The 26684-nt window shown below is 41.1% G+C and carries 26 protein-coding genes and 2 pseudogenes; 7 read left to right on the forward strand and 21 right to left on the reverse strand.

Annotated elements, in window-relative coordinates; all coding sequences use genetic code 11:
* Window positions 1-7 precede the first annotated feature (7 nt).
* Window positions 8-1030, forward strand: a complete 1023-nt coding sequence (locus ACRWQN_RS03505; protein WP_434939790.1) for a sensor histidine kinase — start codon at window positions 8-10, stop codon at window positions 1028-1030.
* Window positions 1027-1770: a LytR/AlgR family response regulator transcription factor gene (locus ACRWQN_RS03510; RefSeq protein ID WP_434939791.1), complete on the forward strand. Its 744-nt coding sequence runs from the start codon at window positions 1027-1029 to the stop codon at window positions 1768-1770. The genes ACRWQN_RS03505 and ACRWQN_RS03510 overlap by 4 nt, the downstream gene beginning before the upstream one ends.
* A 223-nt stretch (window positions 1771-1993) precedes the next feature.
* Here ACRWQN_RS03510 and fis read toward each other — a convergent pair whose 3' ends face one another.
* The 3 genes from fis to prmA form a co-directional block, all read right to left on the reverse strand.
* A complete protein-coding gene (gene fis / locus ACRWQN_RS03515; RefSeq protein WP_011494902.1) occupies window positions 1994-2299 on the reverse strand; it encodes a DNA-binding transcriptional regulator Fis in 306 nt (101 codons plus the stop codon).
* 23 nt (window positions 2300-2322) lie between these two features.
* Window positions 2323-3285, reverse strand: coding sequence for a tRNA dihydrouridine synthase DusB (dusB, locus tag ACRWQN_RS03520; RefSeq protein ID WP_434939792.1), 963 nt, complete (start codon window positions 3283-3285; stop codon window positions 2323-2325).
* A gap of 264 nt (window positions 3286-3549) precedes the next feature.
* On the reverse strand, window positions 3550-4431 hold the full coding sequence (gene prmA, locus ACRWQN_RS03525; protein ID WP_434939793.1) for a 50S ribosomal protein L11 methyltransferase: 882 nt from the start codon (window positions 4429-4431) through the stop codon (window positions 3550-3552).
* 368 nt (window positions 4432-4799) lie between these two features.
* On the opposite strand from prmA, the gene ACRWQN_RS03530 reads away from it, so the two are divergent.
* The 3 genes and pseudogenes from ACRWQN_RS03530 to ACRWQN_RS03540 all read left to right on the forward strand — a co-directional run bounded on the left by ACRWQN_RS03530 (window position 4800) and on the right by ACRWQN_RS03540 (window position 8305).
* A complete protein-coding gene (locus tag ACRWQN_RS03530) occupies window positions 4800-5540 on the forward strand; it encodes a fumarate reductase cytochrome b subunit (RefSeq protein ID WP_434939794.1) in 741 nt (246 codons plus the stop codon).
* Between the two features lie 9 nt (window positions 5541-5549).
* Window positions 5550-7560 (forward strand): annotated as a pseudogene (locus ACRWQN_RS03535) (fumarate reductase flavoprotein subunit).
* A 1-nt stretch (window position 7561) separates the two neighbouring features.
* A complete protein-coding gene (locus ACRWQN_RS03540; RefSeq protein ID WP_434939795.1) occupies window positions 7562-8305 on the forward strand; it encodes a fumarate reductase iron-sulfur subunit in 744 nt (247 codons plus the stop codon).
* Window positions 8306-8404: 99 nt separating this feature from the next.
* Here ACRWQN_RS03540 and ACRWQN_RS03545 read toward each other — a convergent pair whose 3' ends face one another.
* The 6 genes from ACRWQN_RS03545 to trxA all read right to left on the reverse strand — a co-directional run bounded on the left by ACRWQN_RS03545 (window position 8405) and on the right by trxA (window position 12888).
* A complete protein-coding gene (locus tag ACRWQN_RS03545; RefSeq protein ID WP_434928032.1) occupies window positions 8405-9082 on the reverse strand; it encodes a GNA1162 family protein in 678 nt (225 codons plus the stop codon).
* Complete coding sequence (locus ACRWQN_RS03550; protein ID WP_434939796.1) at window positions 9082-9447, reverse strand: DUF4810 domain-containing protein; 366 nt, start codon at window positions 9445-9447, stop codon at window positions 9082-9084. The genes ACRWQN_RS03545 and ACRWQN_RS03550 overlap by 1 nt, the downstream gene beginning before the upstream one ends.
* 9 nt (window positions 9448-9456) lie before the next feature.
* Window positions 9457-9816 (reverse strand): hypothetical protein, encoded by a 360-nt coding sequence (locus ACRWQN_RS03555; RefSeq protein WP_434928035.1) that lies wholly within the window; start codon window positions 9814-9816, stop codon window positions 9457-9459.
* Window positions 9817-9828: 12 nt separating this feature from the next.
* Entirely contained in the window at window positions 9829-10833 is a 1005-nt protein-coding gene (locus tag ACRWQN_RS03560) for a CsgG/HfaB family protein (protein ID WP_434939797.1), read from the reverse strand.
* A gap of 249 nt (window positions 10834-11082) precedes the next feature.
* Window positions 11083-12348 carry a transcription termination factor Rho gene (rho, locus tag ACRWQN_RS03565; RefSeq protein ID WP_226411573.1) on the reverse strand — a complete coding sequence of 422 codons (1266 nt, stop codon included), beginning with the start codon at window positions 12346-12348 and terminating at the stop codon, window positions 11083-11085.
* A 213-nt stretch (window positions 12349-12561) separates the two neighbouring features.
* Window positions 12562-12888 carry a thioredoxin TrxA gene (trxA, locus tag ACRWQN_RS03570; protein ID WP_226411572.1) on the reverse strand — a complete coding sequence of 109 codons (327 nt, stop codon included), beginning with the start codon at window positions 12886-12888 and terminating at the stop codon, window positions 12562-12564.
* Between the two features lie 341 nt (window positions 12889-13229).
* Between trxA and rhlB the strand changes: the two genes are divergently transcribed.
* Both rhlB and ACRWQN_RS03580 read left to right on the forward strand, forming a co-directional pair.
* Window positions 13230-14534, forward strand: coding sequence for an ATP-dependent RNA helicase RhlB (gene rhlB / locus ACRWQN_RS03575; protein ID WP_226411570.1), 1305 nt, complete (start codon window positions 13230-13232; stop codon window positions 14532-14534).
* On the forward strand, window positions 14535-15467 hold the full coding sequence (locus ACRWQN_RS03580; protein ID WP_434939798.1) for a Ppx/GppA phosphatase family protein: 933 nt from the start codon (window positions 14535-14537) through the stop codon (window positions 15465-15467).
* Window positions 15468-15567: 100 nt separating this feature from the next.
* On the opposite strand, the gene ACRWQN_RS03585 is transcribed toward ACRWQN_RS03580, so the two are convergent.
* From ACRWQN_RS03585 to ACRWQN_RS03640, 12 genes and pseudogenes are all read right to left on the reverse strand, one after another.
* Window positions 15568-16119 carry a thioredoxin family protein gene (locus ACRWQN_RS03585; RefSeq protein WP_434939799.1) on the reverse strand — a complete coding sequence of 184 codons (552 nt, stop codon included), beginning with the start codon at window positions 16117-16119 and terminating at the stop codon, window positions 15568-15570.
* Window positions 16120-16327: 208 nt separating this feature from the next.
* The gene (gene hemB / locus ACRWQN_RS03590) at window positions 16328-17338 is read right to left on the reverse strand and encodes a porphobilinogen synthase (protein ID WP_434928043.1); all 1011 of its coding nucleotides are present in this window, start codon (window positions 17336-17338) and stop codon (window positions 16328-16330) included.
* A gap of 13 nt (window positions 17339-17351) precedes the next feature.
* Window positions 17352-19292, reverse strand: a complete 1941-nt coding sequence (locus ACRWQN_RS03595; RefSeq protein ID WP_434939800.1) for a sensor domain-containing diguanylate cyclase — start codon at window positions 19290-19292, stop codon at window positions 17352-17354.
* On the reverse strand, window positions 19292-20104 hold the full coding sequence (locus ACRWQN_RS03600; RefSeq protein WP_434939801.1) for a TatD family hydrolase: 813 nt from the start codon (window positions 20102-20104) through the stop codon (window positions 19292-19294). Before ACRWQN_RS03600 ends, ACRWQN_RS03595 begins: the two co-directional genes overlap by 1 nt.
* 7 nt (window positions 20105-20111) lie before the next feature.
* Window positions 20112-20663: a hypothetical protein gene (locus ACRWQN_RS03605; RefSeq protein ID WP_434939802.1), complete on the reverse strand. Its 552-nt coding sequence runs from the start codon at window positions 20661-20663 to the stop codon at window positions 20112-20114.
* 46 nt (window positions 20664-20709) lie between these two features.
* Window positions 20710-21465, reverse strand: a complete 756-nt coding sequence (gene tatC / locus ACRWQN_RS03610) for a twin-arginine translocase subunit TatC (RefSeq protein ID WP_434939803.1) — start codon at window positions 21463-21465, stop codon at window positions 20710-20712.
* A 136-nt stretch (window positions 21466-21601) separates the two neighbouring features.
* Window positions 21602-21904, reverse strand: a pseudogene (tatB, locus tag ACRWQN_RS03615) (Sec-independent protein translocase protein TatB); the annotation flags it as partial.
* Window positions 21905-21910: 6 nt separating this feature from the next.
* Entirely contained in the window at window positions 21911-22150 is a 240-nt protein-coding gene (gene tatA, locus ACRWQN_RS03620; protein ID WP_434939804.1) for a Sec-independent protein translocase subunit TatA, read from the reverse strand.
* 109 nt (window positions 22151-22259) lie between these two features.
* On the reverse strand, window positions 22260-23909 hold the full coding sequence (ubiB, locus tag ACRWQN_RS03625; protein ID WP_434939805.1) for a ubiquinone biosynthesis regulatory protein kinase UbiB: 1650 nt from the start codon (window positions 23907-23909) through the stop codon (window positions 22260-22262).
* Window positions 23906-24526: a ubiquinone biosynthesis accessory factor UbiJ gene (locus ACRWQN_RS03630; RefSeq protein ID WP_434939806.1), complete on the reverse strand. Its 621-nt coding sequence runs from the start codon at window positions 24524-24526 to the stop codon at window positions 23906-23908. Before ACRWQN_RS03630 ends, ubiB begins: the two co-directional genes overlap by 4 nt.
* Window positions 24526-25281, reverse strand: coding sequence for a bifunctional demethylmenaquinone methyltransferase/2-methoxy-6-polyprenyl-1,4-benzoquinol methylase UbiE (ubiE, locus tag ACRWQN_RS03635; RefSeq protein WP_434928051.1), 756 nt, complete (start codon window positions 25279-25281; stop codon window positions 24526-24528). The genes ACRWQN_RS03630 and ubiE overlap by 1 nt, the downstream gene beginning before the upstream one ends.
* 300 nt (window positions 25282-25581) lie before the next feature.
* Window positions 25582-26622, reverse strand: coding sequence for a formimidoylglutamase (locus tag ACRWQN_RS03640; protein ID WP_434939807.1), 1041 nt, complete (start codon window positions 26620-26622; stop codon window positions 25582-25584).
* Window positions 26623-26684 lie beyond the last annotated feature (62 nt).

Genomic DNA, 26684 nt, shown 5'->3' on the forward strand with positions numbered 1-26684 from the left:
CAACATCATGAATAAACTTATTAATATTATTATTATCAGCCTTTTTTCGATATTTATGGTGTTGTACTCTGCACTTTTACAGGCCAAACCCGGTGAGGCAATTCAATGGCATTTTGATGCCCCAGTGTGGATGGCTATTCAATGCTTTATTGCACAATGGCTCACGTTACGTTGGTTTCGCTTCTATCAAAATAGCAAACACATACTCAGCAATACACAATGCTATATACGAGTATTTTTACTCAGTAATGTCAGTTTTACCTTTGCTGTTACAGGGTTAATTGTCGCGCTTGAGTTTGCGATAGGTATTCAAGCAATTAATGTGGCTCATATCATATCGCTTTTGAGTATGCAGTTTATTTTGCATACCATAGTGGGTGGTTTTACCTTAGCATTCAAAGTTTTTGAAGTTATAAAACAACAACATAGCGCGCTAGAACAAAGCGAAAAAGCGTTACTGCAAAGCCAAGTAAAAACATTACAGCAGCATATTGATCCACATTTTTTATTCAATAACCTCAATGTGTTGTCGGCATTGATACAACAAGACCCTGATGAAGCGGATGAATACCTTAATACCTTTAGCGATATTTACCGTTATATTTTACAGCATAAAGATCACTCTTTAGTACCGCTTGAACATGAACTGATTTTTGCAAAAAATTACATGTCATTAATATCAACACGGTTTGAAGGGGCTTATGTGCTTGAGATTATTCAAAAGCCTGGGGATAATTTACGCAGTCATATTTTACCCTGTGCTTTGCAACTCGCTATTGAAAATGTGATTAAGCATAATCAAGGCAATAAACTTGCCCCTACCAAGATTGAAATAACAATTGATGCTGATAAAGTCAGTATTGGTAATCAGATTAGTCAGAAAAGCTTTAAACCTGAGTCTACTCAATTAGGTCTGCAAAACTTGCGCACACGCTGTGTGGCTATTTGTAACCAACCTTTAGAAGTTGAGCATACTGAACATTATTTCAGGCTCACTTTACCTTTATCTGTTCACAGGGAGTTTGCATGAGAGTGTTAGTGATTGAAGATGAGCCGTTGGCTGCCCAAAAACTGATTGGTTTTATTCATCGTTACTATCCCGAGGCTGAAATTGTTGCACAAATTGATAAAGTAGCCGATGTCATTACATTCTTTGATAATCAGCCACTGTTAGACCTTATTTTCTCTGACATTGAATTGTTAGATGGCCAGGTCTTTAACGCTCTTAATGCCCTTGATTTACCTTGCCCTGTTATATACACCACATCTTATGATCAACATTGGGGTGATGCTTTTCAAAATCAGGGGATTGAATATCTGCTCAAACCTTTTTCATATAAGCGTTTCTCTGCGGCTATGTTGAGCTATGAACAATTAAAGCATAACTTAACTCAGGTTCAGATAGGTCAGCCCAGTGTTGAACTGCCAATCTATAAAAGCCGCTTTTTATTGCGTAAATCACAAGTGGTCGAAATACTTAAAACCGATGACATAGTGTGTTTGCGCGCTGCGGCAGGGGTTATTTCTGCTTACGATAAACTCGGCCAGCATCATATGCTAACAGGCAACTCGATTACTGAACTTGAACAACAACTCGACCCTAAGCAGTTTTTCAGGCTCAACCGCAGCGATTTAATTAATTTGAATTATATTCAAGCATTCGAGAATTACGGCAAAGATACCGTCGCGGTAACAACGACAATATTAAAAGAGCCACTTATTACCAGCAAAACTCGCACAGCACAATTTAAAAAATGGTTAGACGGTTGAGTATAATAGGTTAGTCATAGCGGTTTTAGTTGGCCATATTAGTGACATCGCCCAATACAAAGGCTATATAAAACAAATGTTGTTATGAGATATTTTATGGGTGAAAAGACTAAAAGAATAAGGGACAACAAAAAAGAAGGTACATATGGGGGTACATATAAGCAAAAACGGGCTTATCATTGCTGATAAGCCCGTTTTCTTACAATCACTTAGACGTTGAGTCTTAGTTCATGCCATATTTTTTTAGCTTCTTACGTAAAGTACCACGGTTGATACCTAACATGTTCGCTGCGCGAGTTTGGTTGCCACGAGTGTGTTGCATGATAATGTCTAGTAAAGGTGCTTCAACTTCACTAAGTACCATTTCATACACTTCTGAAGCTTCCTGACCGTCTAACTGAGAGAAGAAGTTGGTTACGGCGCGTTTAACTGCGTCGCGTAATAACTGCGGCTTGATAGTGCCGTTTGCTGTTTCGATTTTGCCTACGGTAAGCTGGTGAACTTCTGTGTTAGTTGTCTGATCAAACATTCTATTCTGCTCTTTAATTAATTTTACACTAATTCTTCAAAATAACATTCCACAAAGGAATGCTGTTGGACAGCGGTTTCAAGCCTGTTGAAGTCAGCACGCCATTGACGTTGTTCTTCCTGGTTTAGGTACCATCCGATATGCTTTCTGGCAAAACGGACACCTTTGTACTCGCCATACAGATCATAAAGTTTATCAAGGTGTTCAAGCATCACAGTGCGTTGCTCTTCTGCCCCGATAGGCGCTAACTTTGTACCTGTTTCCAAGTAGTGCTGAATCTCTTTAAAAATCCAGGGCCTTCCTTGTGCACCTCTTCCTATCATCACCGCATCAGCACCCGTATAATCAAGCACAAACTTGGCTTTTTCGGGGCTGTTAATATCGCCATTGGCAACAACCGGAATCGAGATATTCTGTTTTATTGCTTTAATCGTGTCGTATTCGGCAAAGCCTTTATACATACATTGCTTTGTACGGCCATGAACCGCTAACGAAGCAATGCCACAATCTTGGGCAATTTGGGCTATTTGGATCCCGTTACGATTATCTGGGTCCCACCCTGTGCGAATTTTTAAGGTTACCGGAACATCCACTGCGCTAACCACGGCTTGTAAAATCTCTTTTACTAAGCAGGGGTTTTGCATCAATGCAGAACCAGCTAACTTTTTATTCACTTTTTTTGCTGGGCAACCCATATTGATATCAATGATATGCGCGCCTTGTTCAACGTTGAACTGAGCGGCATTAGCCATTAAATCAGGGTCTGCACCTGCAATTTGTACGGAGCGTATTCCTTCTTCGCCTGAATGCGCCATGCGCATGCGGCTTTTATCCGAGTCCCAAACATCAGGATTGGACGACAACATTTCAGATACTGCTAAGGCTGCGCCATAACGTAAACAAAGGTTGCGGAAGGCTTGATCGGTGACACCTGCCATTGGTGCCACGATCAGCTGGTTAGACAGTTGATAGGGGCCAATTCGCATTTGCTGATTTCACCTTGCTCTTCAAAGGGGCGCTATAGTAGCCCTTTTTGACCAGCTTGAAAAGGTCAATAAATGACCTAAATAAAACTTTTTTACTTGACTTTTGATCTCAGACAATTAATTGACTTAATATTTGCGGTTAAGGGGGATATATTTTTGTTTTTGAGCACTGATGGGGGTTGCAGCTAAGCAGTAGATAAGCTAGACGCGTGTAAAACAATTGTAACCCTTGTTATACGCGCGTCTGTTTGCTTAAATAGTAAACTATTTTTTTGTTCCGTTTAAGCGAGTCCAATCTTCTTTATGGCACGCTGGGTCCATATCAAACCATTGGCTATAGAAGTCAGATACATCTTGAGCCTGTTCGCGTAATAAACCTGACAGGGCTAGTTGACCACCGGTTTTTACTTTTTCAGCAATTAATGGGGCTAATTCTTTGAGCGGCCCCGCTAGAATATTGGCGACAAGCACATCAGCTTGTAAATTCACTGGCTGATCTTCAGGTAAATAAAGTGATAATTTATCTGCTACATCATTTCGTTCAGCGTTAGCGGTAGAGGCGTCTATAGCTTGATAATCAATATCCACACCGGTGACTTTTTTGGCCCCGAGTTTGATAGCGGCAATCGCTAAAATACCTGAGCCACAACCAAAGTCGATAACTTCTTTATCAGCTAAATCTAAGCTGTCCAACCACTCAAGACATAATGCAGTTGTAGGGTGTGTACCTGTGCCAAATGCTAAGCCAGGATCTAAAATAACGTTAACCGCTTCTGGGTCAGGAATAGGGCGCCAACTTGGGCAAATCCATAAACGTTGACCAAATTGAATAGGGTGGAAACTGTCCATCCATTCACGTACCCAGTCTTTGTCTTCTACTTGTTCAATTTTATGGCTAAAACCAGCGCCTAAAAATGGCATAGATTCTAAAAATTCAATCGTGGGAGCTAAATCGGTGCCTGCATCAAATAACGCAACAACTACCGTATCTTGCCAAAGTGGAGTTTCACCTAATTTAGGTTCAAAAATGGGTTCGTCCTGGCCATCTTCATAGGTAATGGAAACAGAACCTTGATCCATTAATAAGTCGCCTAACATATCTGCATTGTCGCGATGGGTGTGAATGCGCAATTGGATCCAAGCCATGAAGTGTTCCTAATCTTTGATAAAAGTGGTGTTAATGGCGGCTATTATACCCAAACCATTTACAGATGCGCACCTTAGTATGGATTTTATCTTGTTAAGATTTTTGGAGTGATGTTGTGAGCGTGATTACGGTTAATTATCGCGACATGATCATTGTCATTGTTTGAAAGCGCAAATTCGTTTTGTTAATTGGCCAAGTCATTGGGTTTGTTTGAAATTTCAATCTTAAACACAGTGTGATCAGCCTCTAAGTCCGACATGATAATAAGTGAGCAAGATCACGGTTTGTTTTATCGCTAATGATGTTGTTTGAAAAGACTTGATATGGTCAAGGTACCTTATTGTGCCAGTACCGGATGTAACAATTTATGGAGTCTCAATCCTTGCCTGCAAAAAATAATAATGTGAGTGCTGCTAAGGGTTTTTCTCATCCAATTTGGGCTGCAAGAGCTGACAGTTTGCAAAGTATATCCGGGGTGTTACTCGGGCTTTTTATTATTGCGCATTTACATTTTGAATCGAGCATTTTGCTGGGTAAAGAAGCTTTTTATCACGTTGTTCAGTTTCTTGAGGGTGGGGTTTTCAGTGAAACGGGCCATGGTTATCCATTATTAACCCAGATATTTTCAGCGTTTATGTTAGTTGTGCTGATGATCCATGCCATTTTTGCCTTGCGCCGCTTTCCGACTCAAATTGGTCAATGGCGAGCATTACGGCAACAAATGCATTTTTTACCCCACGAAGATACCAAAATATGGTTCTGGCAAATGGTGACAGGTTTTTTATTGTTTTTCTTAGTGCCGGTGCATCTATTTACCATGATCATGAATCCTGAAATTGGCCCGCATTTATCTGCCGAGCGAGTTTATTACGATAATGTCTGGATTCTGTATATCTTACTTTTACCCGCCGTTGTAGTGCACGCCGTGTTTGGTTTATATCGTGTTTGCGTGAAGTGGGGATTAGTACAGCAACGTTTTGCCTTGCTTAAGTTTGCCAAGGTGCTGCTGGTATATTTGATGATTATTGGTATTGCCAGTTTAGTCGCTTACATTGTGATAGGGCGAACCCTTGAGTTGCCTGTTATCCCCTTTGTGCCAACTTTATAAGGAATAAAGATGCAAATAATTTATACCGATACTTTAGTCGTTGGTGCAGGTTTAGCGGGTTTAAGGGTTGCTATTGCGTCAAAAGAGCGTGGTCTTGATACTTTAGTGCTGTCACTAATTCCGGCCAAACGCTCACATTCTGCTGCTGCCCAAGGTGGTATGCAAGCCAGTTTGGGTAACACCATTAAAGGCATGGGCGATGATGAAGATGTGCATTTTGAAGACACAGTTAAAGGCTCTGACTGGGGCTGCGATCAAACGGTTGCCCGAATGTTTGCCCACTGTGCGCCTAAAGCGGTACGTGAGTTAGCCAATTGGGGCGTACCCTGGACGCGCGTGACAAAAGGTGATCGCCAGGTGATAGTTAATGCACAAAAGGTGACAATTCATGAAGCGGAAGAAGCCCATGGGCTGATTAATGCCCGAGATTTTGGTGGCACCAAGAAATGGCGCACCTGTTATACCGCCGACGGTACCGGGCATTCGCTGCTTTATGCTGTCGACAATAAAGCGATTTCGTTAGGCATTCCGGTACACGAACGCATGGAAGCGCTAAAGATTATTCATGATGGTAAGCGCTGCCATGGTGTAATTGCTCGTTGTTTAATTACTGGCGAGATTAGGGCGTATATTGCTAAATCAACCACGATTGCCACAGGAGGATATGGGCGTATATATGAAGTGTCTACCAATGCGATTATTTGTGATGGGATAGGCCAAGCATTGGCGCTAGAAACTGGCGTTGCGACATTAGGTAATATGGAAGCGGTTCAGTTTCATCCTACTGCCATTGTGCCTGTCGGTATTTTAACCACAGAAGGTTGTCGTGGTGATGGCGGGTTATTACGCGATAAAGATGGCTATCGTTTTATGCCAGATTACGAGCCTGAAAAAGAAAGAATTAGCGTCACGTGATGTAGTGTCACGGCGGATGACTGAGCATATGCGTAGAGGCAAAGGTGTCGATAGCCCGTATGGCCCACATTTATGGTTGGATATTACCTTGTTAGGCCGCAAACACATTGAAACCAACTTGCGCGAAGTGAAAGAAATTTGTGAAAAATTTCTCGGTATAGACCCCACTAAAGATTGGATCCCAGTTAGGCCTACTCAGCATTATTCTATGGGCGGCATACGCACAACGCCTAAAGGTGAAAGCCCGCAGTTATCAGGTTTATTTAGTGTGGGAGAGGCGGCGTGTTGGGATATGCATGGCTTTAATCGTTTAGGCGGGAATTCTCTAGCAGAAACCGTGGTTGGCGGGATGATTATTGGTAAATATGTTGCTGACTTTGGCGAGAAAAACAATCTGGTTATTGATACTGACCTCATTAATCGTTTCGGTAGTGAGTTAATTGATGAGATTAATGGTTTAGTGGATGGTGAAGGCACCGAAAATACCTTTGAACTTAAGCTGGCGATGCAAAAAATTATGATGGATTACGTCGGTATTTTCAGAAATGGCGATGAGTTACAACAAGCCGTGGATGAGTTAAGTCGGTTGCTTAAACGTTCACGCAATATCGGACTAAGGTGTAAAAAACGCCATGCCAACCCTGAACTAGTAGAAGCATTACGCCTAAGGCGAATGCTAAAAGTGGCGCTAACTGTCGCTTGCGGTGCGAATGCGCGCACTGAAAGCCGTGGTGCTCACTCCCGTGAAGACTTTCCACAACGTAACGATAAAGACTGGCTAAACCGGACATTATCAACCTGGCCAGATGCCGATGCTTTAGCGCCAGTGCTGAGTTATGAAGCGCTTGATGTGATGCAAATGGAACTGCCACCGGGTTATCGTGGCTATGGTGTAAACAATGCGATTGCGCATCCCGATACCGAGAAGCGTCAGCAGCAAATAGACGCCATTCTTGCCAACTTAGGTATTGATGCTGACCGATATGCTAAGCAGGCAGCAATCATGCCATTCACCTTACCTGACGAGCTAATGCCGCTAAATCAGCGCTTATCAGACACATTAAATTGTGCTGTGGTCAGTGCAACAATGGTGGGAGATAAATAACATGAGCCAAGCTAGAACAATTCGTTTTTCAATTTTTAGATTTGATCCACAAGACCCTAACGACAAACCGAAAATGGTTAACTATGAAGTGACTGAAGCGCCCGGTATGACGGTGTTTATTGTGCTGAATATGCTTCGTGAGCAACAGGACCCTTCATTGCAATTTGACTTTGTCTGCCGCGCAGGCATTTGCGGCAGCTGCGCCATGGTGATTAACGGCAAGCCCACATTGGCTTGCCGCACTTTAACGGCCAATTACCCTAAAGGTGACATTATATTGATGCCATTACCTGGGTTTGAATTAATCGGCGATTTGTCAGTTAACACCGGTAAGTTTATGCGCGAGTTGGCCGAACGTTTACAGTTGTGGTTACAGCCAAATAATTTTGATAGTGATATTCATCGCATCGAAACACCCATGGATCCAGACGAAGCGGCCAAGTTATACGAACTCGACCGTTGTGTAGAGTGTGGTGTATGTGTGTCAGCCTGCGCCACCAAACAAATGCGTGAAACCTTTGTTGGCGCGGTGGGTATGATGAAAATTGCCCGCTTTGAATTAGATAGCCGCGATACCCGTACAGCGGATGATTTTTATCATGTTATCGGTAATCAAGATGGGGTATTTGGCTGTATGACTTTATTAGGCTGCCAAGATGCTTGCCCGAAAGATTTGCCTCATATGCAACAGATTGCTTACTTACGCCGTAAGATGGCGATAGCAAGCCCGAATAGGATTTTGTAGTTGATGTATTGATTAGCGATAAACTTAGTGATACAAAAATGCCGCTAACCTTTATTAGGGGGAGCGGCATTTTTATTAGAGGTAGAGGTTCAATAAAGATTAGAAATTAGCTTTTGGAGCCTCTGCCATTGCAGGTATAACATTTTTGTCATTGCCATCCTTTAAATGCTTTGGATGATATTTCCCTACAGGAAGCGTCATCACTGCATTTTCGTGAACTTGTCTTGCGACTGGCACATAATCTGTAGCTGCGGTTGAAACCGCGGTAACGATGATATCCGCAATTAAGTTACCTGAAGAGCTGGATGTATTTATTGCAAAAGTATTTTTGTAAGACCAAATAATTTCGTTGGTCGTCGTAGACATAAGCACATATTCCATGCCCACGGTAACATTGCCTGCAATAACTAGGTAATTAGTTTCCCAGTTTGTTAGTTTAATAAATAATACCGAATCGGCACCAAATTTCTCTTTATAACTGGCCATTGGTACGCCTTTAAGTTGGCTTCCATCAATAACACCAGCATCTTTGAATAAATGATTAACAATAGGTATAGATAATACGTAATAACCTTTATTTGCTAAAGGTTGTGCAACTGTGGCATTTAAAAAGTCGACAGCTTCAGCTGCGGTTGTTTCGTTAATTACGGGAACAATGAGTATAGTTTGTCGATTAGTATCACCATACATACTAGGAAAAGCAGCTTCTTTAGTCGTTGTAGTTGAAGTGCAGCCGGTAAAAAATAGGATAAAAAGTAAACTTAAGAGGATGCGCATTATAATGTTCCTTTTTTACTATCGGCAATTAATCGTTCAATAAAAGGTTGAGATTCAGGATAAAGTGCTGATTCTTGTCGATAGAAAGCGATACTTTCTTGCTCTGCACCCAATTTAGCTTTGATAAAACCAAGCTCAGCAAAAATACCAGGGGGCACTTTCAAGTTCTTTTTCTGAGAATAGTCAACAATTTTATACAACTCTTCGGCGTGCCTATTGAGTGTTTGCTCAGAAGGATTTTTAATGTAGTCATAATAAGTTTCTGAATATCCTCCCCAGTAATAGCCACTCTCTGTCACTGCTGCACAACCACTTAATATCAAAAATACCGCGGATATTAGTGAGTACTTAATTTTAGAATCCATTTTTCTTCCTTAAAGTCTTATTGTTCTTATTTGTCCATCAGCCAAATAAAGTGATTTGGCATAAATTGTTGCGCCTTGTAGATCTTTTATCAAAATTTCGTGAGTACCTTTGTCTACCTTAATCGATAAAATCTGATTATTCTCATCAGCAGCATCAGCCGCACCAGCAACACCTGTTTGATACGGGGTTAAATCTGATTGAGTAATAGTGTGATTGACAATTTTGCCTACTGAAATCGTATTACCCACTAATTGTTTAGCGATAACAATTATTTGCTGCTCGTGAGCAAGCCCTGTTTCTTTGTGTTGTACATTTGCACCACATGCCGTGAGCAGTAAGCTAAAAATTAATGTAAAAAATACTCTCATAACCTGATTTCCTTATTGGTCTGATAGGTAGTATTGAGAAAGGTCATCACCGATATTGCCTTCAATTAAGCTCACAAATGAAATTTGTTCAAATTCATCTGTACCATAAGTAGAAAGCACTTGAACCTTGCCGATTTGTTTCCCTGGTAAACTAATCAAACCTCCAGTTTGTGGATTTTTAACTTGTTTGCCTTTTTGATAGACCATCAATTCTAAACCTGTTGATAGACCTTGAGCCTCACCGCCTGAAATAATTAAGGTGCCATCTTCATTTGATAAGAAAAAGGATTGCCAAGGCTTTGCGATCATATTTTCAACTAAGTTACTGATCATTTGCGAAATAGCCTGTGATAAGGCTTTGTCAGTGAGGCTTTGATCATAAGCGGCAGATGTTCCTGCTCCGAAGCTTTTTTGTGTTTCAGTTACCGCCTCTCCAGCGCCTTCGACTGAGCTAACAATACGTCCTGTTTCCACATCGACTAATCTGACGTTGACTTTAGCGTACGCTTTTTGCATTTTCGAACGTGAAAATAATCCTGTAGTACTCTCAACAGAACGTCCGAATTCACTTACTGATCCAACAATTAAATAATCTACCGATACGCCACTTTCATTAATACCTTTGAGAATACTTTCTGAGTTGACTTCATTTTGATCTAATCGTTCAAACATAATGAATTGGTTGGTGTCCGCCAATCTAGCACTTAAAATATCGGCAGCTTGTTTACCGATTCGATTACCTGCATCATTTACCAAAAAGCTGTTTGCAGCTTGGGTTTCATTGGAGAAACGTGCAATGGCTATTTTGCGTTTTAGAAATGTTTGATTTTTTTCTTGTGAAATTGTTGATGAGTTTGTGGCATCTAAACTTGTTGCAGATGCTACCAATGGAGATAAAAATATCAACAATGCTGATATAAAAAAGTTCCGTATTTTCATATTAATCTCTTTTGTTGGAGGTGATGTAAAGAGACAAATCAAGTACAAAAAATAGGTATATTTAGAGTAAATGGTCACATCCCTTTAGACTCCGCAAATATAGCATTTTGGCATATATTTATTCAAAGTATTTTCTATATAAAATGAGTTAAATCAGGAACTTTAAATATTGAATGTAAAATATAACAAAGGTGCTGATTTATTTCCTATGTATAAGTGCAGCTGTCACTCAAGCAAAGATAGCTCGATGCTATAGGTGTAGATACAAAAATGCCGCTAACCTTTATTAGGGGGAGCGGCATTTTTATTAGAGGTAGAATGTATGTCTTAAGACTTAGCGCGTTTCATCGCGGTGAAGAATTCTTCATTTGTCTTAGTCATTGCAAGCTTATCGATTAAGAATTCCATTGCTGATACTTCATCCATTGGGTGAAGTATTTTACGTAAGATCCACATCTTCTGAAGTTCTTCAACTGTAGTCAGTTTCTCTTCGCGACGAGTACCGCTGCGGTTGAAATCAATCGCCGGGAACACACGTTTTTCAGCTGCTTTACGAGAAAGGTGTAACTCTTGGTTACCGGTACCTTTAAATTCTTCGTAAATCACTTCATCCATTTTCGAACCAGTATCAACAAGTGCGGTAGCAATAATAGTTAAGCTGCCGCCGTGCTCGATGTTACGTGCTGCACCGAAGAAACGCTTTGGACGGTGTAGTGCGTTAGCATCAACACCACCGGTAAGCACTTTACCTGATGATGGAATAACTGTGTTATATGCACGGGCTAAACGAGTGATAGAATCTAGTAAAATCACTACGTCTTTTTTGTGTTCAACTAAACGCTTGGCTTTTTCAAGTACCATTTCGGCAACTTGAACGTGACGGCTTGCTGGCTCATCAAAGGTAGAAGCAATAACTTCGCCTTTGACCATGCGCTGCATTTCGGTCACTTCTTCCGGGCGTTCGTCAATCAGTAATACCATTAACACCACATCAGGGTTGTTATAAGTAATACTTTGGGCGATGTTTTGAAGTAATAATGTTTTACCCGCTTTTGGCGGCGCAACAATCAAACCACGTTGACCTTTACCGATAGGAGAACATAGGTCAAGAATGCGTGAGGTAATATCTTCTGTTGAACCATTACCGCGTTCCATACGAAGACGTTCTTCAGCATGAAGTGGGGTTAAGTTTTCAAACAAAATTTTGTTACGTGAGCTTTCTGGCTTATCGAAGTTAACTTCAGATACTTTTAGCAGGGCAAAATATCTTTCACCTTCTTTAGGCGGACGTATCTTACCAAAAATGGAGTCACCAGTACGCATATTGAAGCGGCGAATTTGGCTAGGTGAAACATAGATATCGTCAGGGCCGGCTAAGTATGAACCATCTGAACTTCTTAAAAATCCAAAACCGTCTTGGAGGATTTCTAATACACCGCCACCGAAGATATCTTCTCCGCTTTTGGCATGTGATTTTAAAATCGAGAAGATAATATCTTGCTTACGGGCGCGAGCCATATTTTCTAGTTTCATGCTTTCAGCAAGTGAAACAAGATCTGAAATCGGCGTGTCTTTTAATTCTGTTAAATTCATGTATGGGAGTCTTGTGTTACGCGACAAAGCTTACCGCAATCAATCAGTAGGGGTATTGAACAGAGTTTATGACTGAAAAGCGAGAAAAGGTTAAATTGAAAAAATCTGAGGTAAATTTATCACCATATTAGGCTGACGTCCAGAATTTTAGGTACAAAAATGGCACAAATTGTATAAAACTTGTGCCATTTCGCAATTAGACTCTAAATGAGATTAGATTTGAGCGTCAATAAACTCTTTTAATTGCGTTTTAGACAGCGCACCAACTTTGGTTGCAGCTAACTCGCCACCTTTAAACATAAGCAAGGTTGGAATGCCACGAACGCCAAACTTTGCAGGTGTAATGCTGTTTTGGTCAACGTTCATTTTGGCAACAGTCACTCTACCTGCATACTCTTCTGCTACGTCATCTAAGATTGGCGCGATCATTTTACAAGGTCCACACCACTCAGCCCAGAAATCGACTAACACAGGAGTGTCAGACTTTAATACGTCGTTTTCGAAGCTGTCGTCGCTTAGGTATACTATTTTGTCGCTCATGTTGTTCTCCAGATTTGGTTCCATTGCTAGTTTATTAATGGCTTACCATGTATATTGGGTTAGTTGAAAAGCTTTTCAAGTGACCGTGTAAATATCCGCAATTTTTATATTTGCCATTATACGCAGAGCATCATCCGCTGTTAAATAGTTAAGGTGATTTTTTTTAAGCTTCTCAGTGCCCAGTCTTTTTTATAACCATTTGATAATTAATTATTTATCAATAAAGAAGCCTGTGCAGTGAGGTGCTTTGAACTCTGCATATATAATATGAACGGATAAACAATGTAGCTATTTCAAACTATCGTATCTTTTTTTGCAACCCCAACTAGTATGCTGGTGCCATGAGCCAAACACATTTATCTACCAAAAAGTTCGCTGACTTTCCGCTGCAAGATGCAGTTTTATCAGCCTTAAACGAGAACGGCTTTGAATTTTGTACTCCAATCCAAGCCTTATCATTACCTATTTTATTAAACACTAAAGATATCGCCGGCCAAGCCCAAACGGGCACAGGCAAAACCATGGCGTTCTTAGTAGCAACTTTTAATCACTTACTCACATCTGCTGCCCCAGAAGGGCGCAAAAATACTGAACCGCGTGCCATTATCATGGCTCCAACTCGCGAATTAGCGATTCAAATTGCTAAAGATGCCAATTTACTGGCTAAACATACTGGCTTAAAAGTTGGGATTGTTTATGGCGGTGAAAGCTATGAAACACAGCGTGAAGTATTAGATAAAGGCGTTGATATTTTAATTGGTACTACAGGTCGAATTATTGATTATGTTCGCCAAGGTGTCATTAGCCTGAATCATATTCAAGCCGTGGTATTAGATGAAGCCGATCGTATGTTCGATTTAGGCTTTATTAAAGATATTCGTTTCTTATTTCGTCGTATGCCAGACGCTAAAGCGCGTTTGAACATGTTATTTTCTGCCACACTTTCAATGAAAGTGCAGGAATTAGCCTATGATCATATGAATGACCCTGAGAAAGTGGAAATCGAACCACTTGAAAAAACCTCTAAAAACATCAAAGAAGAAATTTTTTATCCTTCAATGGAAGATAAAATGCGCTTATTGCTTACTTTGATTGAAGAAGACTGGCCAGAAAAAGCGATTGTGTTCTCTAACACTAAACACAGCTGTGAAAAACTATGGTCATACCTTGAAGGTGATGGACATCGTGTTGGGTTACTGACAGGCGATGTACCACAAAAGAAACGTATTCGTATTCTTGAACAGTTTACCTGCGGTGATTTAGATATTTTAGTCGCCACAGATGTAGCAGCCCGTGGTTTACATATCTCTGATGTATCGCATGTTTATAACTATGACTTACCTGATGATTGTGAAGATTATGTTCACCGTATAGGTCGTACTGGTCGAGCGGGTGCTAAAGGTATTTCAATTAGTTTTGCCTGTGAAGAATATGCATTAAATTTACCAGGTATTGAAACCTATATTACCCACGCTATTCCTGTATCTGATTATGACCGTGATGCATTACTGGATGATATTCCTCCGCCAGTGCGTATTCATCGTAAACACCCTACTACCCGTACCCGTGATGGTGCAAGTAAAGGTGCTCATCGTAGTGGTAGTAGTAACACACCATCGCGTCATCGGACACGCAGACCGACGTAAATGCCTCAATTATCATCCTTACCTGCATACGCGGCCATCACATTAGGCTCTAATAGCTTTAATATGTTGGTTGCGGTGACTGTGGCTGGTAAGCCACAGATTATAGCCAAGTATAAGCGCAAAGTGCGTTTGGCAGAGGGTATTGGTGACGATGGCTATTTGTCGCATGAGGTGATGCAACGGGGGTTAGATTGTTTAGCCCTGTTTGCAGATATGCTAAAAAAACATCGCGTTAATCAGCATGCTGTTGCAGTAATCGCTACCGCCACATTGCGTGTTATTGCTAATGCAGATGAGTTTAAGCAGCAGGCTTTACCTATATTAGGCCATCCGATAGAGGTTATTTCAGGTTTACGTGAAGCTGAATTAATTTATCAAGGTATGGTGGCAACTACTACAGGCGTAGAAAAACGCCTCGTGATTGATATTGGTGGTGCCAGTACCGAGTTTATTGTCGGTAAGGGCCGTAAAGTGTTATTTAAAACCAGCGTACCCATGGGCGGGGTGGTTTTTAATCAACAATTTTTCAATGCTACGCCTTTTCAAATGCTTGATTTTTCCCAAGCAAAAGATGCCGTTAAAAATATTTTATCAGAACACATGCAGTCTCTGACTAACTTAGGCTGGGACAAGGCTGTGGGTGCATCAGGAGTTGTGCAATCTGTTGTGTCGGTATTGCAACATAGGCAAGTGTCTGAAGTGATCACCTTAACTGTGCTGCAATCATTACGTGATGAGATTTTAGCTCAGTCAGATTTGCTTCTATCCGATATTGAAGGATTAACGGCAGAACAAGCACCCACTTTTGCATCTGGTGTCGCCATCCTGTTGGCATTGTTTGAATTATTATCAATTAAGCAATTACATCTAGCGGGCGGCGCATTACGTGAAGGCGTATTGCAAGTGCTGGCGGATAAGCAACGCGTACGCTAATACATCAGTTACTAGGCCATCAGTGCTAAGCTCAACCGATAGAACAATAAAAATAGGTCGCATAATGCGACCTATTTTTTTGCCATTTAGCGAGAACTCATTATTTCAAAATGTTTACTAAGTCGGCTTCAAGTGACACTTCAGGGCGTTCTACAATACGGCCGATTTCATGACTTTTTTGCTCAATAATAAAGGTCGGAATACGCGTGAAATCATATTTAGCTGCTAGCCCTTCAGGGTCAAGCTTGCTGCGGTCAACACCTATATAGGTCACTTTAAGGTTTGGGTTGGCAGCTGCTTCGATTAAACGCATAAAGCGGGGTGTTTCACGGTGGCAATCCGGGCACCAGGTACCAATAATAACGACTATGTCAGTGGGTTCTGATACTTGCTTTAATGCCGCTATTTTCGCCTCATCAACCCCGTAATCTTGGTACTCAGCAGCATAGCCTGGTAAATCTTTTGCAAGTGTTTCAGTTGTAACAATACCGGTAATGATCACTTCTTCTTTCTCCTCACTGCAAGTTGCGTTAAACCCTTGCGACTCTTTTTCAAATCCACAACCACTGTTGGCGAAAACGGGAGCCACTAATGTTTGGCTGCTGAAAATAAGTGCGCTGGTGGCGAATAATGTCTTAATGCTATTGTGCATGATAAAGCCTCTGTGCAGAAGGAAATAGTGCGATGGATATTCAAACATGAGTTGATTTAGCTGTTAAGTCATAACCATGCTGGATGTTAACTTAGTCACTAAATTAATGGGTTAAATGCTCAAAATGAGACTTAAAGCATATTCGCATAGCAGTGAATAGACAATAAAAAAGCCCAGAATATCTGGGCTTATCAAAGCTGATAAAAATCTATTTGTCGTCTTTTAACCACTGAGCCGCACGTTTAGCAAAGTAAGTTAATATCCCATCAGCACCAGCACGTTTAAAGCACAGTAATGACTCCATTACGATGGCTTTTTCCGCTAACCAACCATTTTGAATTGCGGCCATATGCATGGCATATTCACCACTGACTTGGTAGGCGAAAGTGGGTACCGCTAACTCTGTTTTAACACGGTAGACGATATCAAGGTAAGGCATACCTGGCTTCACCATCACCATGTCAGCACCTTCTTGAATATCTAAGGCAACTTCATGTAATGCTTCATCACTATTTGCTGGATCCATTTGGTAACTGTGTTTATTGCCACCTTTTAAATTACCAGCAGAGCCGACCGCATCACGGAAAGGGCCATAATAGTTAGAAGAATACTTCGCAGAGTAAGCCATAATTTGAGTATTCACATGGCCAGCCGCTTCTAATGCTTTACGGATCTCACCAATGCGACCATCCATCATGTCAGATGGTGCGACAATATCTGCGCCAGCAGCGGCATGTGATAGAGCCTGTTTGACTAAAATTTCAGTTGTGATGTCATTTAAAATGTAACCTGTGTCATCAATGATGCCGTCTTGACCATGGGTGGTGAATGGATCTAATGCGATGTCTGTCATCACACCCAGTTGCGGGAAAGCTTTTTTTAACTCGCGAACAGCGCGCTGCACAAGTCCATCATCATTGTAAGCTTCCTCTGCCATTAATGATTTTTTCTCAGCAGGCGTTACTGGAAATAAAGCAATTAACGGAATGCCTAGCTCAACTAACTCAGCGGCTTCTTTTAATAATAAATCGATAGAGAAGCGTTCAACACCTGGCATTGAAGCCACTTTTTCGCTGCGCTGCGTTCCCTCCAGAATAAACATCGGATAAATTAAATCATTTACGGTCAGCTGGTTCTCAGCCATTAAGCGACGACTAAATTCATGTTTACGCATGCGGCGCATTCTGCGCTGAGGAAAAGCACTAGTAATAATATTCACATTCTACTCCAGGTTAAGATACTTCTGATTCTTCTGATGCTACTGAGTAAAGACGGACTCGATTTCTTCCACCACGCTTGGCTTGATACAATGCTTTGTCTGCTTGGTCTAATAAAATGGTTGGGTGATCATCACTATCAATAATCGCCACAGAAATACCGATACTAATAGTAAGCGGAATATCATGGCTATCCCACTTTATCGCTAATACTTCAATGGCATTGCGTATTGTCTCAGCCACTAACATTGCACCATCTCCATCAGTATTAGGCAATATAATAGCAAACTCTTCACCACCAAAACGTGATACGAGATCGGTTGGGCGCTTTACATGTTCAGATAAGGTATGAGCAATAATTTGTAAGGTATGATCGCCAGCTAAATGACCATAGCGATCATTAATACTCTTAAACTTGTCAATATCGAGCATTAGTAGTGCCATTGGCGTTTGTTGGCGGCGGCTGATACGCCCCTCTGCAATCAGTCTGCGATCAAATACGCTACGATTTTTGACACCCGTTAGACTATCGATAGTGTTCTGCTCGGTGAGTTTTTGATTAACTTCATTGAGTTCACGTAAAGTCACTTCTAACTCTAAGGTGCGCTCCTGGACCATTTGCTCTAACAGTTCATTGGCTTCTGTCTCAGCTTTAAAAAATTCTTCGCGGTTTTGCCTTAAGCGCTCAGCCTGCTCTAATGCTTGCTGTTGGATATCTAATTTAGATTTACGCTCATCGTTATAGCGAATAGTTAATACTGCAGCCATAGTGATAACTTCAATACTTATCCCTATCATTAGGGGCGTTTGCACAGCCATGCCGATATCAAACAGGCCTAGATACATCAGGCAAGAGATAATACAACTAGCAAGTAGTATAACGCGCCCTAACCCATATAAACGTGCATTACGCTGTCCTGCCCAGGCCTGGGCAATGGTAATAAAGCTTAAAATAATGCATACCAAAGCGACGAAAAATAATAAAACATATATCGCGATACTGTAGTCAATAAACGGCAGTATTATTGCCAACAAAAATGCAATAGCGGCTAATAAACGGCAAACTTTTAACATCTGTAAGTTGTGATATTTGAGCAGTAGCACCTTTTCAGTGAACATTAAGTTAAATCCCAGAATAATGGGGATAAGAAAAGGAACTATGATGTTTTGCACCTGGGGCCATTCTGACCATAAATATCGGAATGACACACCATGAATGGTGGCAACTAATAACGCTAAACTTAATACATAGCCACTGTAATAACTAAAGCTAAATGAGCCTGAAGTTAATGCGATAAAAAGACTAAAAGTACCGATAGCAACCAATAAACCGATTTGTAAGCCATAACTAAGATTTTTGGTTTCAATTTCTTGGGTTAAATCATTAGGTGACCATAAAATTAACGGTAAATTGGTACTGCCTAAAGTGTCTATTTTGAGTAAAAACTGGTGAGTTTCGCCTGGTTGTAACTCAAAGGGAAATAGAAAAGTATTACTTTGTAATGGTCGGTTATTAAACGTTAATGCATCCCCCATATAAGCTGTGCTGACTAATTCTCCATTCACTTTGTGATAAAGCGTTATATTGTCAATTAACGGGTTATCAAGGGCAATAATACGAGTTTGATAGTCAATTGGTGAAAAAATACTGAAGCTAAGCCACATATCTTTAACACCAATAAGCTCAGTATCTTCTCGGGTTATTTTACGCCAAGTGGTGGGTGCTTTTTGTTCTAGTTCTGCTAAGTTACTGATGTTTTTCTGTGTTTGAATAAACATCCAGTCATGTAAATTAATTTTGGTGATAGAACTTTCTGTGAGACGAACAGGTGGTTGATGACTATAATTTTCATTGTTAGCAACACTTTGCTGAGTGAGTAGTAATAAGCACAAAACCAAAAAGAGCAAACCAAATAGTTTGCTAGGCATGAATGCTGAAACTGGCTGATTATTCATTACTTTGTACCAGTAATATTGGCAGGTAAGTTAAAAAACGTACTGCTGTTTTGATAACAATGTTGCGCAACTACAGCATAATCTTGATTGCGTAGTTTCGCTATTGATTCGACAATATAAGGTAAGTATTGGGGTAAGTTTTTACTTGATTTAGGCTTAGGGCGCATACTTCTTGGTAGTAGATAAGGCGCATCAGTTTCTGCCATTAAACGGTTGTTGGGAATATACTTCACTAACTCAGCTAAATCTTGTCCGCGACGTTCATCACAAATCCAACCTGTAATGCCAATATATAAATCAGCAGCTAAACATGCGTCGAGCTCTGATTTGTTGCCGGTAAAGCAATGCAATACCGCCTTAGGTAAGTGGGCTTTATACTGATTAAATATGGCGATAAAGTCATCATGGGCATCGCGACAATGCATATAAACCGGCATGTTGAGTTCGGCGGCTATCTCAAGTTGGGCTGCAAATGCTTGTCGTTGTTTATCACGCGGAGAAAAATCACGGTTATAATCTAAACCGCACTCACCAATAGCAACCACAGTTTCATCTAGTGCTAATCGTTTTAACTCATTGGCACTGGTATTCGTCCACGTACTGGCATGGTGAGGGTGCACACCTGCTGTACAAAATAAGTGTAGGGGATGTTGCTTACATAGGGTAATGGCTTGGCCACTTTCGTCCAGGTCAGAACCAATAACGATTAAAGGCGAAACATGATGTTTCGCCGCTTGTTCTATTATGTCACTGCTGTTTTCTATTAAGCTTGAACTTAATAAATTAACTGCAATATCGATATGCTGGATCATTAATAGATTACTTGATCCGCTTAACTCGAGTGGTTGAGTTGCGATCATCACTACCTAATAAAAATGAGCTTAATGCGCCTTTTTTGATGTATATTTTTTGGCCTTTATTCACTTTGTAACGATCACTTTGACTTTGTTTCCATACTTGGCCATTGGCTAGCGTAATAATCAGTGCACCATAAGGGTCTTTATCCACATCAGCGACATTAAAATAGAGTTTTTCAATTTCATCTTCAGCGACTTTCTTTTGTAATCCAAAAGACTCATCTGGAACCTGCGCTGTAGCAACAGGTACGGATACGGCAATCGATGCAGCAGCTTGACTTGGTTTTACAATTGGAGCATTAGTCGTAGTTACAGACTTGGTGACAGCAGTAGCTACTGTCGCGTCATTTTGATTCGTTAATTGTACTGTTGCAGCTAAATCATCATAACAAACCAAGCGATCAAGCTTATCGGCTTTAATGGCACAAATTGACAATTGTTGTTCTAATTCGGTATTTGCTTGTGCAGTGCTAGAGGCCACAATAATGGCTGCAGCAATCCAAGTTAAGCGCATGATTTATTCCTTGTTATTATTAACTAATCACTGTTTAGATTAAGGATTAGCCGTCAGAGTGCTCATTTGTTGGCACATCTTCTTCGTCGTCTTTGGGAGTATACATCTTAGCAGCTAATAAACCGCCTTCAAATAACAGCAGCATAGGAATTGCTAACATAGTTTGCGAGATGATATCTGGAGGGGTAAGAATCATACCAATAACAAATGCACCTACTACAATATAAGGACGTTTCTCTCTTAATTCATCAGGCGTGGTTACGCCTGCCCAACACAGTAATACTACGGCGACTGGAATTTCAAACGCTAAACCGAAAGCAAAAAATAACTTCAAAATAAAGCTTAAATAACTGCTTATGTCGGTAGCGACTTGCACACCGTCAGGGACTACACTCGTAAAAAAACCAAATACGACTGGAAAAACAACATAATAGGCAAAAGCGATGCCTAGATAGAATAATAAAGTACTGCTAGCAAGTAGCGGCATAACCAAACGTTTTTCATGCTTATATAAGCCTGGTGCCACAAAAGACCAAATTTGAAACAACACATAGGGTATTGCGACAAAGAATGACAATACTAAGGTTAATTTGAATGGTGCAAAAAATGGCGCCGCAACATCGGTTGCAATCATACTGCCGGTTTCTGGCAATGACTTCATTAATGGCAAGGCAACATAGTGGTAAATGTCATTGGCCCAGTAAACGGTAATAATAAAAACCAGTAGCACACTGCCAATGGCTTTAAGTAATTTTGTGCGTAATTCTAACAAATGGCTAATAAGCGGTAGCTGTTGCGACATGAATTATCCGTTTGATTTAGGGCTAGAGTGGCTAGTGTCTGATGTCGACTTAGTTATTTCATCACCCAGTTTGCCATCGGGAGACTGAGAGGTGACAGCGTCATTGGCAATCGGTGTTGATGCCGTCCGGATTAATATCTTCGACCTGATAAGGACGATTTACCGATTGCGCAGCCTGTTTTAATTCATCAATTGATTGCTGTAATTCAGGTGATAAATTAGATAAACCTTTGCTTTCTGCTTTTTTCAAATCAGCATGTAATTGCTCGATTTTAAGCTCTTGCTCAAGTTCATCTTTTACTGAATTGGCCATGCGTTTAATCGCACGGATCCACCCAGTAATTGAACGTACTGCAACTGGCAAACGTTCGGGGCCGAGAACAACCAGCCCCAAAATACCAATCAGCAGCAGCTCCATAAAGCCGATACCGTCAAACATAATAAATTACGCCTGTTCTTTGCTCTTAGACTCAGGCTTTTTTTCATCAGCCTGTTGAGTGGTTTGTGTTGTCTGTGCAGTGGCGTCTTCTAATGACTTTTTCTCATCTTCAGATGACATGGCGTTTTTAAAGCCTTTTACAGCGCCACCTAAATCACCACCTAATGAACGAAGTTTCTTCGTTCCAAATAGCAACACTACGATAAGTGCGACGATTAAAAGCTGCCAAATACTGATGCCGCCCATGGAATTTCCTCTTTAAAATATAAAATGGTGTCTTGTTTCACAAAACTTAAAAAACCATTATAAGGTCAAATTATGTAAGTATTATGAACTTCTAATAAATTAGTGCTAGCTAAAATTTACGATTCTTTGGCCTAGATCGCCATCCTGATATCCATAAAATACTGCCAATAGCGATACAAGTATAAGCGGACCATAGTGTAGCGCTTTGGGTGAATAATATTGTGCCACAGATCAACAAAACGGCTGAGGTAATCAACAAGTAATTACTTTTATGAGACTTCTGTTGATAACGTAAGTACTTATCAAGCATTTGTTGCTGTGAGCCTAATAGTTTTCGACCTATTTTAAGGTTGTCGTATATCAGTTCGGGTAATTCTGGCAACATATCTGCCCAATAAGGGGCATTGGTTTTTACTTTGTTAAACATGGCTTTAGGGCCGACTTGTTCTGCCATCCAGTTTTCTAAAAATGGCTTAGCTGTTTGCCATAAATCTAATTGAGGATAAAGCTGACGGCCTAAGCCTTCGATATATAACAAGGTTTTTTCAAGCAGCACTAATTGAGGTTGTACCACAATATCAAACTGACGCGCGGTACGGAACAGCGCTAATAATACATGCCCGAATGAAATTTCATCCAGTGGCTTATTGAACATAGGCTCGCACACCACTTTTACCGCTTGTTCAAATGCGAGTACGTCAGTGTGTTCAGACACCCAACCCGATTCAATGTAAAGCTGGGCAATGCGATGATAATCACGATTAAAAAAGGCTAAAAAGTTTTCCGCAAGATAGCGCTTATCGACGTCGGTTAACGTGCCCATAATGCCGCAGTCTAAGCCGATATAATAAGGGTTTTCTGGGTGTTCAGTGCTAATGAAAATATTGCCAGGATGCATGTCTGCATGGAAAAAGTTATCCCTAAATACCTGAGTAAAAAACAACTCTACGCCGCGCTCAGCAAGCAACTTAAAATTTGTCCCTTGGGCACGTAAAGCCTCGGTATCAGACACTGGAATACCGTACACTCGTTCCATTACCATTAATCTTTGATAACAATGTTCTTCATACACATAAGGAACATACAGTGAGTCTGAATCTAAAAAATTGTTTCTGAGTTTGGTGGCATTTAAGGCTTCAAGTTTGAGGTTTAATTCGCCCAAAATGGTAGTGCGATAATCTTCAATCACTTCAGCGGGACGTAGACGATTACCGTCTCCTAATACGCGTTCCAATATGCTGGCCGCCTGCATCATGAGTTGAATATCGGCATTGATATTGATTTCAACATTGGGGCGTAATACTTTTAGCACCACTTCTTTGCCATTTGATTTTAACGTCGCGGTATGGACTTGAGAAATTGATGCGCTGGCTAGCGGCGTATCTTCAAAGTGATCAAACAGGTTTTCAATCGGTTCCCCTAACGCCTCTTCAATTGATATACGTGCTAAAGCTGAATCAAACGGCGGGACGCGATCTTGCAACATTGCCAACTGATACGCCCACTCATCGTCTAATAAGTCTCGGCGAGTGGAGAGCATTTGACCTAACTTTATATAAACAGGTCCGAGCTCTTGCATCGCCAGCTTTAAGCGTTCAGCGGGTTGTTTATTTTTATGACGGTTACCTAGCCAGAAGAAACAAGCGCGCAGTAATTTGAAGTACCATGGCTTTTTATGTTGAGGTAATAAGTCATCAAGTCCGAAGTTGAGTACGGTTTTAATGACATGGTAACCGCGCCTGATACTAGCAATTGTCATGAGGTTATTTTGTCTCTTAGTTGGGCAATACGTGTATCGATATGTTCAGTTTGCGTGACAAGTTGTTCCAGATTATCACGAAAGTGCAGGAATTCGATTTTATGCGGTGCAAGGCGGTATTCTTCGGTGGTTAATTGCCCTAGATGAGCACGAGTTTTTACCAGCATGGACTTGATATCTTTGCCTATTTGCTGGGTGGTGGTGAGTAATTTATGCGCCGGTGCGTCACCAATGTATCGTGATAGTGGTTCGGCAAAGTCAAACTCGATATGCTGCATATAGTGACTGAAAGTTTGCAATAGCTGGATGTCACCTTCAATACTGAGCTTATCTTGTTTAATTAACTCGGTGAGGTTGGCACCTTCACGCAGTTGGTACAAGGTCGATGCATCCGCTTTTACGGTGACAGCTACCTCGCCTTCAAAATGGCTCATCACTTGAATTTGCTTGGCAAAAATAATGTAAATCGGCCAGGATAATTGTGATAATTGTATGCAAAACACTTTACCGTGTAAGGGTTTTAAACGGGCATAATCTTGCTGCGCTTGAGCAGGCAGCTTGGTAAAGCCTGACTCAATCGCTGCGCACGTTAACAAGGCTAAGTGGTTGACGCTCATTAAAACTTATAACCTCTGTGCAATGCGACAACACCGTCAGTCATGTTGGTGTAATCCACTTGTTCTAAACCCGCATCAATCATCATTTGCTTTAAGGTTTCTTGGTCGGGATGCATACGAATTGATTCGGCTAAGTATTCATAGCTATCTGCGTCTTTAGTTATTAACGCGCCCATTTTAGGCAGTACTTTAAAGCTGTAAAGATCATAAACCTTACGCATAATTTCATGTTGTGGTTTTGAAAATTCTAACACCAGCAACTTGCCGCCTGGTTTTAAAACTCGTTGCATAGAGCGCAGCGCCGCATCTTTGTCGGTTACGTTACGTAAACCGAATGCGATGGTGATAATGTCAAAATAGTTATCAGGAAACGGCAAGGCTTCAGCATTAGCTTGTACGTATTTGACGTTATTGACAATACCCTTATCACGTAGCTTAGTGCGGCCAACCTTAAGCATAGAATCATTAATGTCGGCTAAAACGACTTGACCCGAGTCACCTACAAGATGAGAAAACTTAGCGGTTAAATCGCCTGTGCCACCGGCTAAATCTAATATTTTCATACCTGGGCGAGCCGCGGCTACTTCAATAGTGTGACGTTTCCAAAAGCGGTGAACACCAAATGACATCACATCGTTCATGATGTCGTATTTTGCCGCAACAGAATGAAATACATCCGCAACAAGATCGGCTTTCTTTTCAGCCTCTACGGTTTTGTAGCCAAAGTGGGTGTTTTTTGATTCGCCCTCAGACATGGGTATATTCCTATAATGTGCGATAATTAAGTGCCAGTTTATGCCATCGTTGCAGCTTGTAACATCACCTAAGCGCCAGAGTGTGATAACAATCAAGTCGATAATAAATGATACGTGCTTAAGCCAAACTTGATCATTGGCGTTAGCTTGATTTGGCTAAGGTTAAATCGAGATATTAACTTCAGTAAAGTGAAGCATAAATTTGCCCCGCATTAGAGCATGATTTAACGATAAAAATCTACTCTGCTGGTGTTTGTGCTGTTAATTCGAACTTGTTTTTTACAACATCTTTCATCCATGTTAGCCCAGTTTGCTCATTCGACCTTGAATGTAGCTATAAATAAGCTCGCTTATGCCTTGGCCTACATCACGGTATCCCGCCGTTACTCCAGCCTCATGGCACTGCGGCGCAGCTTCTGCTAAATGTAGATAGGCGCAATCACATTGTTTGGCGACACGGTAAACGTAATGACAAGCGTCTAAAAGGGGGACCCCTGCAAACGTTGATGCGCTACTGGGCATTTTAGCGATAGCATCAACGTCAAGCTCAAGGCCCACAGGTAACCCCGTGTTATTTAACTCGCGACAGATATCTTTAAGGGCTTGATCTAAGCTTATTTCGCGGTGTACCCATATTTGCTGAAAACTGTGCCAACTGGCTCCAAATAAGCTGAGCTGCTCTAAGGTTGCTTCGCTATTTTTAAGTTCGTGTAATCCTAGAATATGGTAGTAGTCGAGTGAACCATTAGCCGCAGCATAACTAAATCCATTGCCACTGTGCCGACCTTCTCGCGGCCTAAAATCACTGTGTGGGTCAAGGTTGACTGCGGCCATTGGTTGATTAAAGGTTTGTTTAGCGGCAGTTAACAGGCCATATGCATTATTATGTCCACCACCAATCACAATCGGCTCTAACCCTGCGGCAAACACTTGGGTTAATACTGCTATAACCTGAACGTCAAGATCTGCCGTTGCTTGGCGTAATGTGGCGATATCAGCGTTAGCGTCAACAACTTGATCTAGGCTAATTTGACCCACAATCATGCATTGTTTACCGCTAAAAAAGCGGTTTGACTGTAAGTTGGCAAGCTGGCTGATACTTGCCGTAAAGGCATCATGTGATCCGCCGCGGCCTAAATTAGCCCGGGGGCCAATGTCTTCACTAATGCCAATAATGGCGAACTTAACCCCTTGTGTAGCAGCATGTGCAAGTGCTATTGAAATATCACCATCTTGATTTCCTTCAAGCGGCAATAGCTGAAATTGCTGCCCAAGTTTTGTTTCACCTGTACGACAATTCAGTAAGGATTGAAGATCGGTTGCATGGAATGACGTGAGCATAAATACACCTTTAATGAGTTTATGATACGCAACAGAAGCTGCTAAGTTTGCAAGGGTAAACA

The sequence above is a fragment of the Shewanella sp. HL-SH8 genome (genome assembly GCF_051165765.1).
Taxonomy (GTDB): Bacteria; Pseudomonadota; Gammaproteobacteria; order Enterobacterales; family Shewanellaceae; genus Shewanella; species Shewanella glacialimarina.

What these genes read in the sequence shown, in the direction of transcription:
- tatC (WP_434939803.1), bottom strand. Translation starts at nt 21,465, where the DNA reads ATGTCGCAACAGCTACCGCTTATTAGCCATTTGTTAGAATTACGCACA.
- dusB (WP_434939792.1), bottom strand. Translation starts at nt 3,285, where the DNA reads ATGCGAATTGGCCCCTATCAACTGTCTAACCAGCTGATCGTGGCACCA.
- ACRWQN_RS03580 (WP_434939798.1), top strand. Translation starts at nt 14,535, where the DNA reads ATGCCTCAATTATCATCCTTACCTGCATACGCGGCCATCACATTAGGC.
- rho (WP_226411573.1), bottom strand. Translation starts at nt 12,348, where the DNA reads ATGAATTTAACAGAATTAAAAGACACGCCGATTTCAGATCTTGTTTCA.
- ACRWQN_RS03555 (WP_434928035.1), bottom strand. Translation starts at nt 9,816, where the DNA reads ATGAGAGTATTTTTTACATTAATTTTTAGCTTACTGCTCACGGCATGT.
- ACRWQN_RS03585 (WP_434939799.1), bottom strand. Translation starts at nt 16,119, where the DNA reads ATGCACAATAGCATTAAGACATTATTCGCCACCAGCGCACTTATTTTC.
- ubiE (WP_434928051.1), bottom strand. Translation starts at nt 25,281, where the DNA reads ATGTCTGAGGGCGAATCAAAAAACACCCACTTTGGCTACAAAACCGTA.
- tatA (WP_434939804.1), bottom strand. Translation starts at nt 22,150, where the DNA reads ATGGGCGGCATCAGTATTTGGCAGCTTTTAATCGTCGCACTTATCGTA.
- ACRWQN_RS03605 (WP_434939802.1), bottom strand. Translation starts at nt 20,663, where the DNA reads ATGCGCTTAACTTGGATTGCTGCAGCCATTATTGTGGCCTCTAGCACT.
- ACRWQN_RS03640 (WP_434939807.1), bottom strand. Translation starts at nt 26,622, where the DNA reads ATGCTCACGTCATTCCATGCAACCGATCTTCAATCCTTACTGAATTGT.
- ubiB (WP_434939805.1), bottom strand. Translation starts at nt 23,909, where the DNA reads ATGACAATTGCTAGTATCAGGCGCGGTTACCATGTCATTAAAACCGTA.
- ACRWQN_RS03540 (WP_434939795.1), top strand. Translation starts at nt 7,562, where the DNA reads ATGAGCCAAGCTAGAACAATTCGTTTTTCAATTTTTAGATTTGATCCA.
- ACRWQN_RS03550 (WP_434939796.1), bottom strand. Translation starts at nt 9,447, where the DNA reads ATGGATTCTAAAATTAAGTACTCACTAATATCCGCGGTATTTTTGATA.
- ACRWQN_RS03595 (WP_434939800.1), bottom strand. Translation starts at nt 19,292, where the DNA reads ATGAATAATCAGCCAGTTTCAGCATTCATGCCTAGCAAACTATTTGGT.
- ACRWQN_RS03630 (WP_434939806.1), bottom strand. Translation starts at nt 24,526, where the DNA reads ATGAGCGTCAACCACTTAGCCTTGTTAACGTGCGCAGCGATTGAGTCA.
- ACRWQN_RS03505 (WP_434939790.1), top strand. Translation starts at nt 8, where the DNA reads ATGAATAAACTTATTAATATTATTATTATCAGCCTTTTTTCGATATTT.
- fis (WP_011494902.1), bottom strand. Translation starts at nt 2,299, where the DNA reads ATGTTTGATCAGACAACTAACACAGAAGTTCACCAGCTTACCGTAGGC.
- trxA (WP_226411572.1), bottom strand. Translation starts at nt 12,888, where the DNA reads ATGAGCGACAAAATAGTATACCTAAGCGACGACAGCTTCGAAAACGAC.
- rhlB (WP_226411570.1), top strand. Translation starts at nt 13,230, where the DNA reads ATGAGCCAAACACATTTATCTACCAAAAAGTTCGCTGACTTTCCGCTG.
- ACRWQN_RS03510 (WP_434939791.1), top strand. Translation starts at nt 1,027, where the DNA reads ATGAGAGTGTTAGTGATTGAAGATGAGCCGTTGGCTGCCCAAAAACTG.
- prmA (WP_434939793.1), bottom strand. Translation starts at nt 4,431, where the DNA reads ATGGCTTGGATCCAATTGCGCATTCACACCCATCGCGACAATGCAGAT.
- ACRWQN_RS03530 (WP_434939794.1), top strand. Translation starts at nt 4,800, where the DNA reads ATGGAGTCTCAATCCTTGCCTGCAAAAAATAATAATGTGAGTGCTGCT.
- ACRWQN_RS03545 (WP_434928032.1), bottom strand. Translation starts at nt 9,082, where the DNA reads ATGCGCATCCTCTTAAGTTTACTTTTTATCCTATTTTTTACCGGCTGC.
- ACRWQN_RS03600 (WP_434939801.1), bottom strand. Translation starts at nt 20,104, where the DNA reads ATGATCCAGCATATCGATATTGCAGTTAATTTATTAAGTTCAAGCTTA.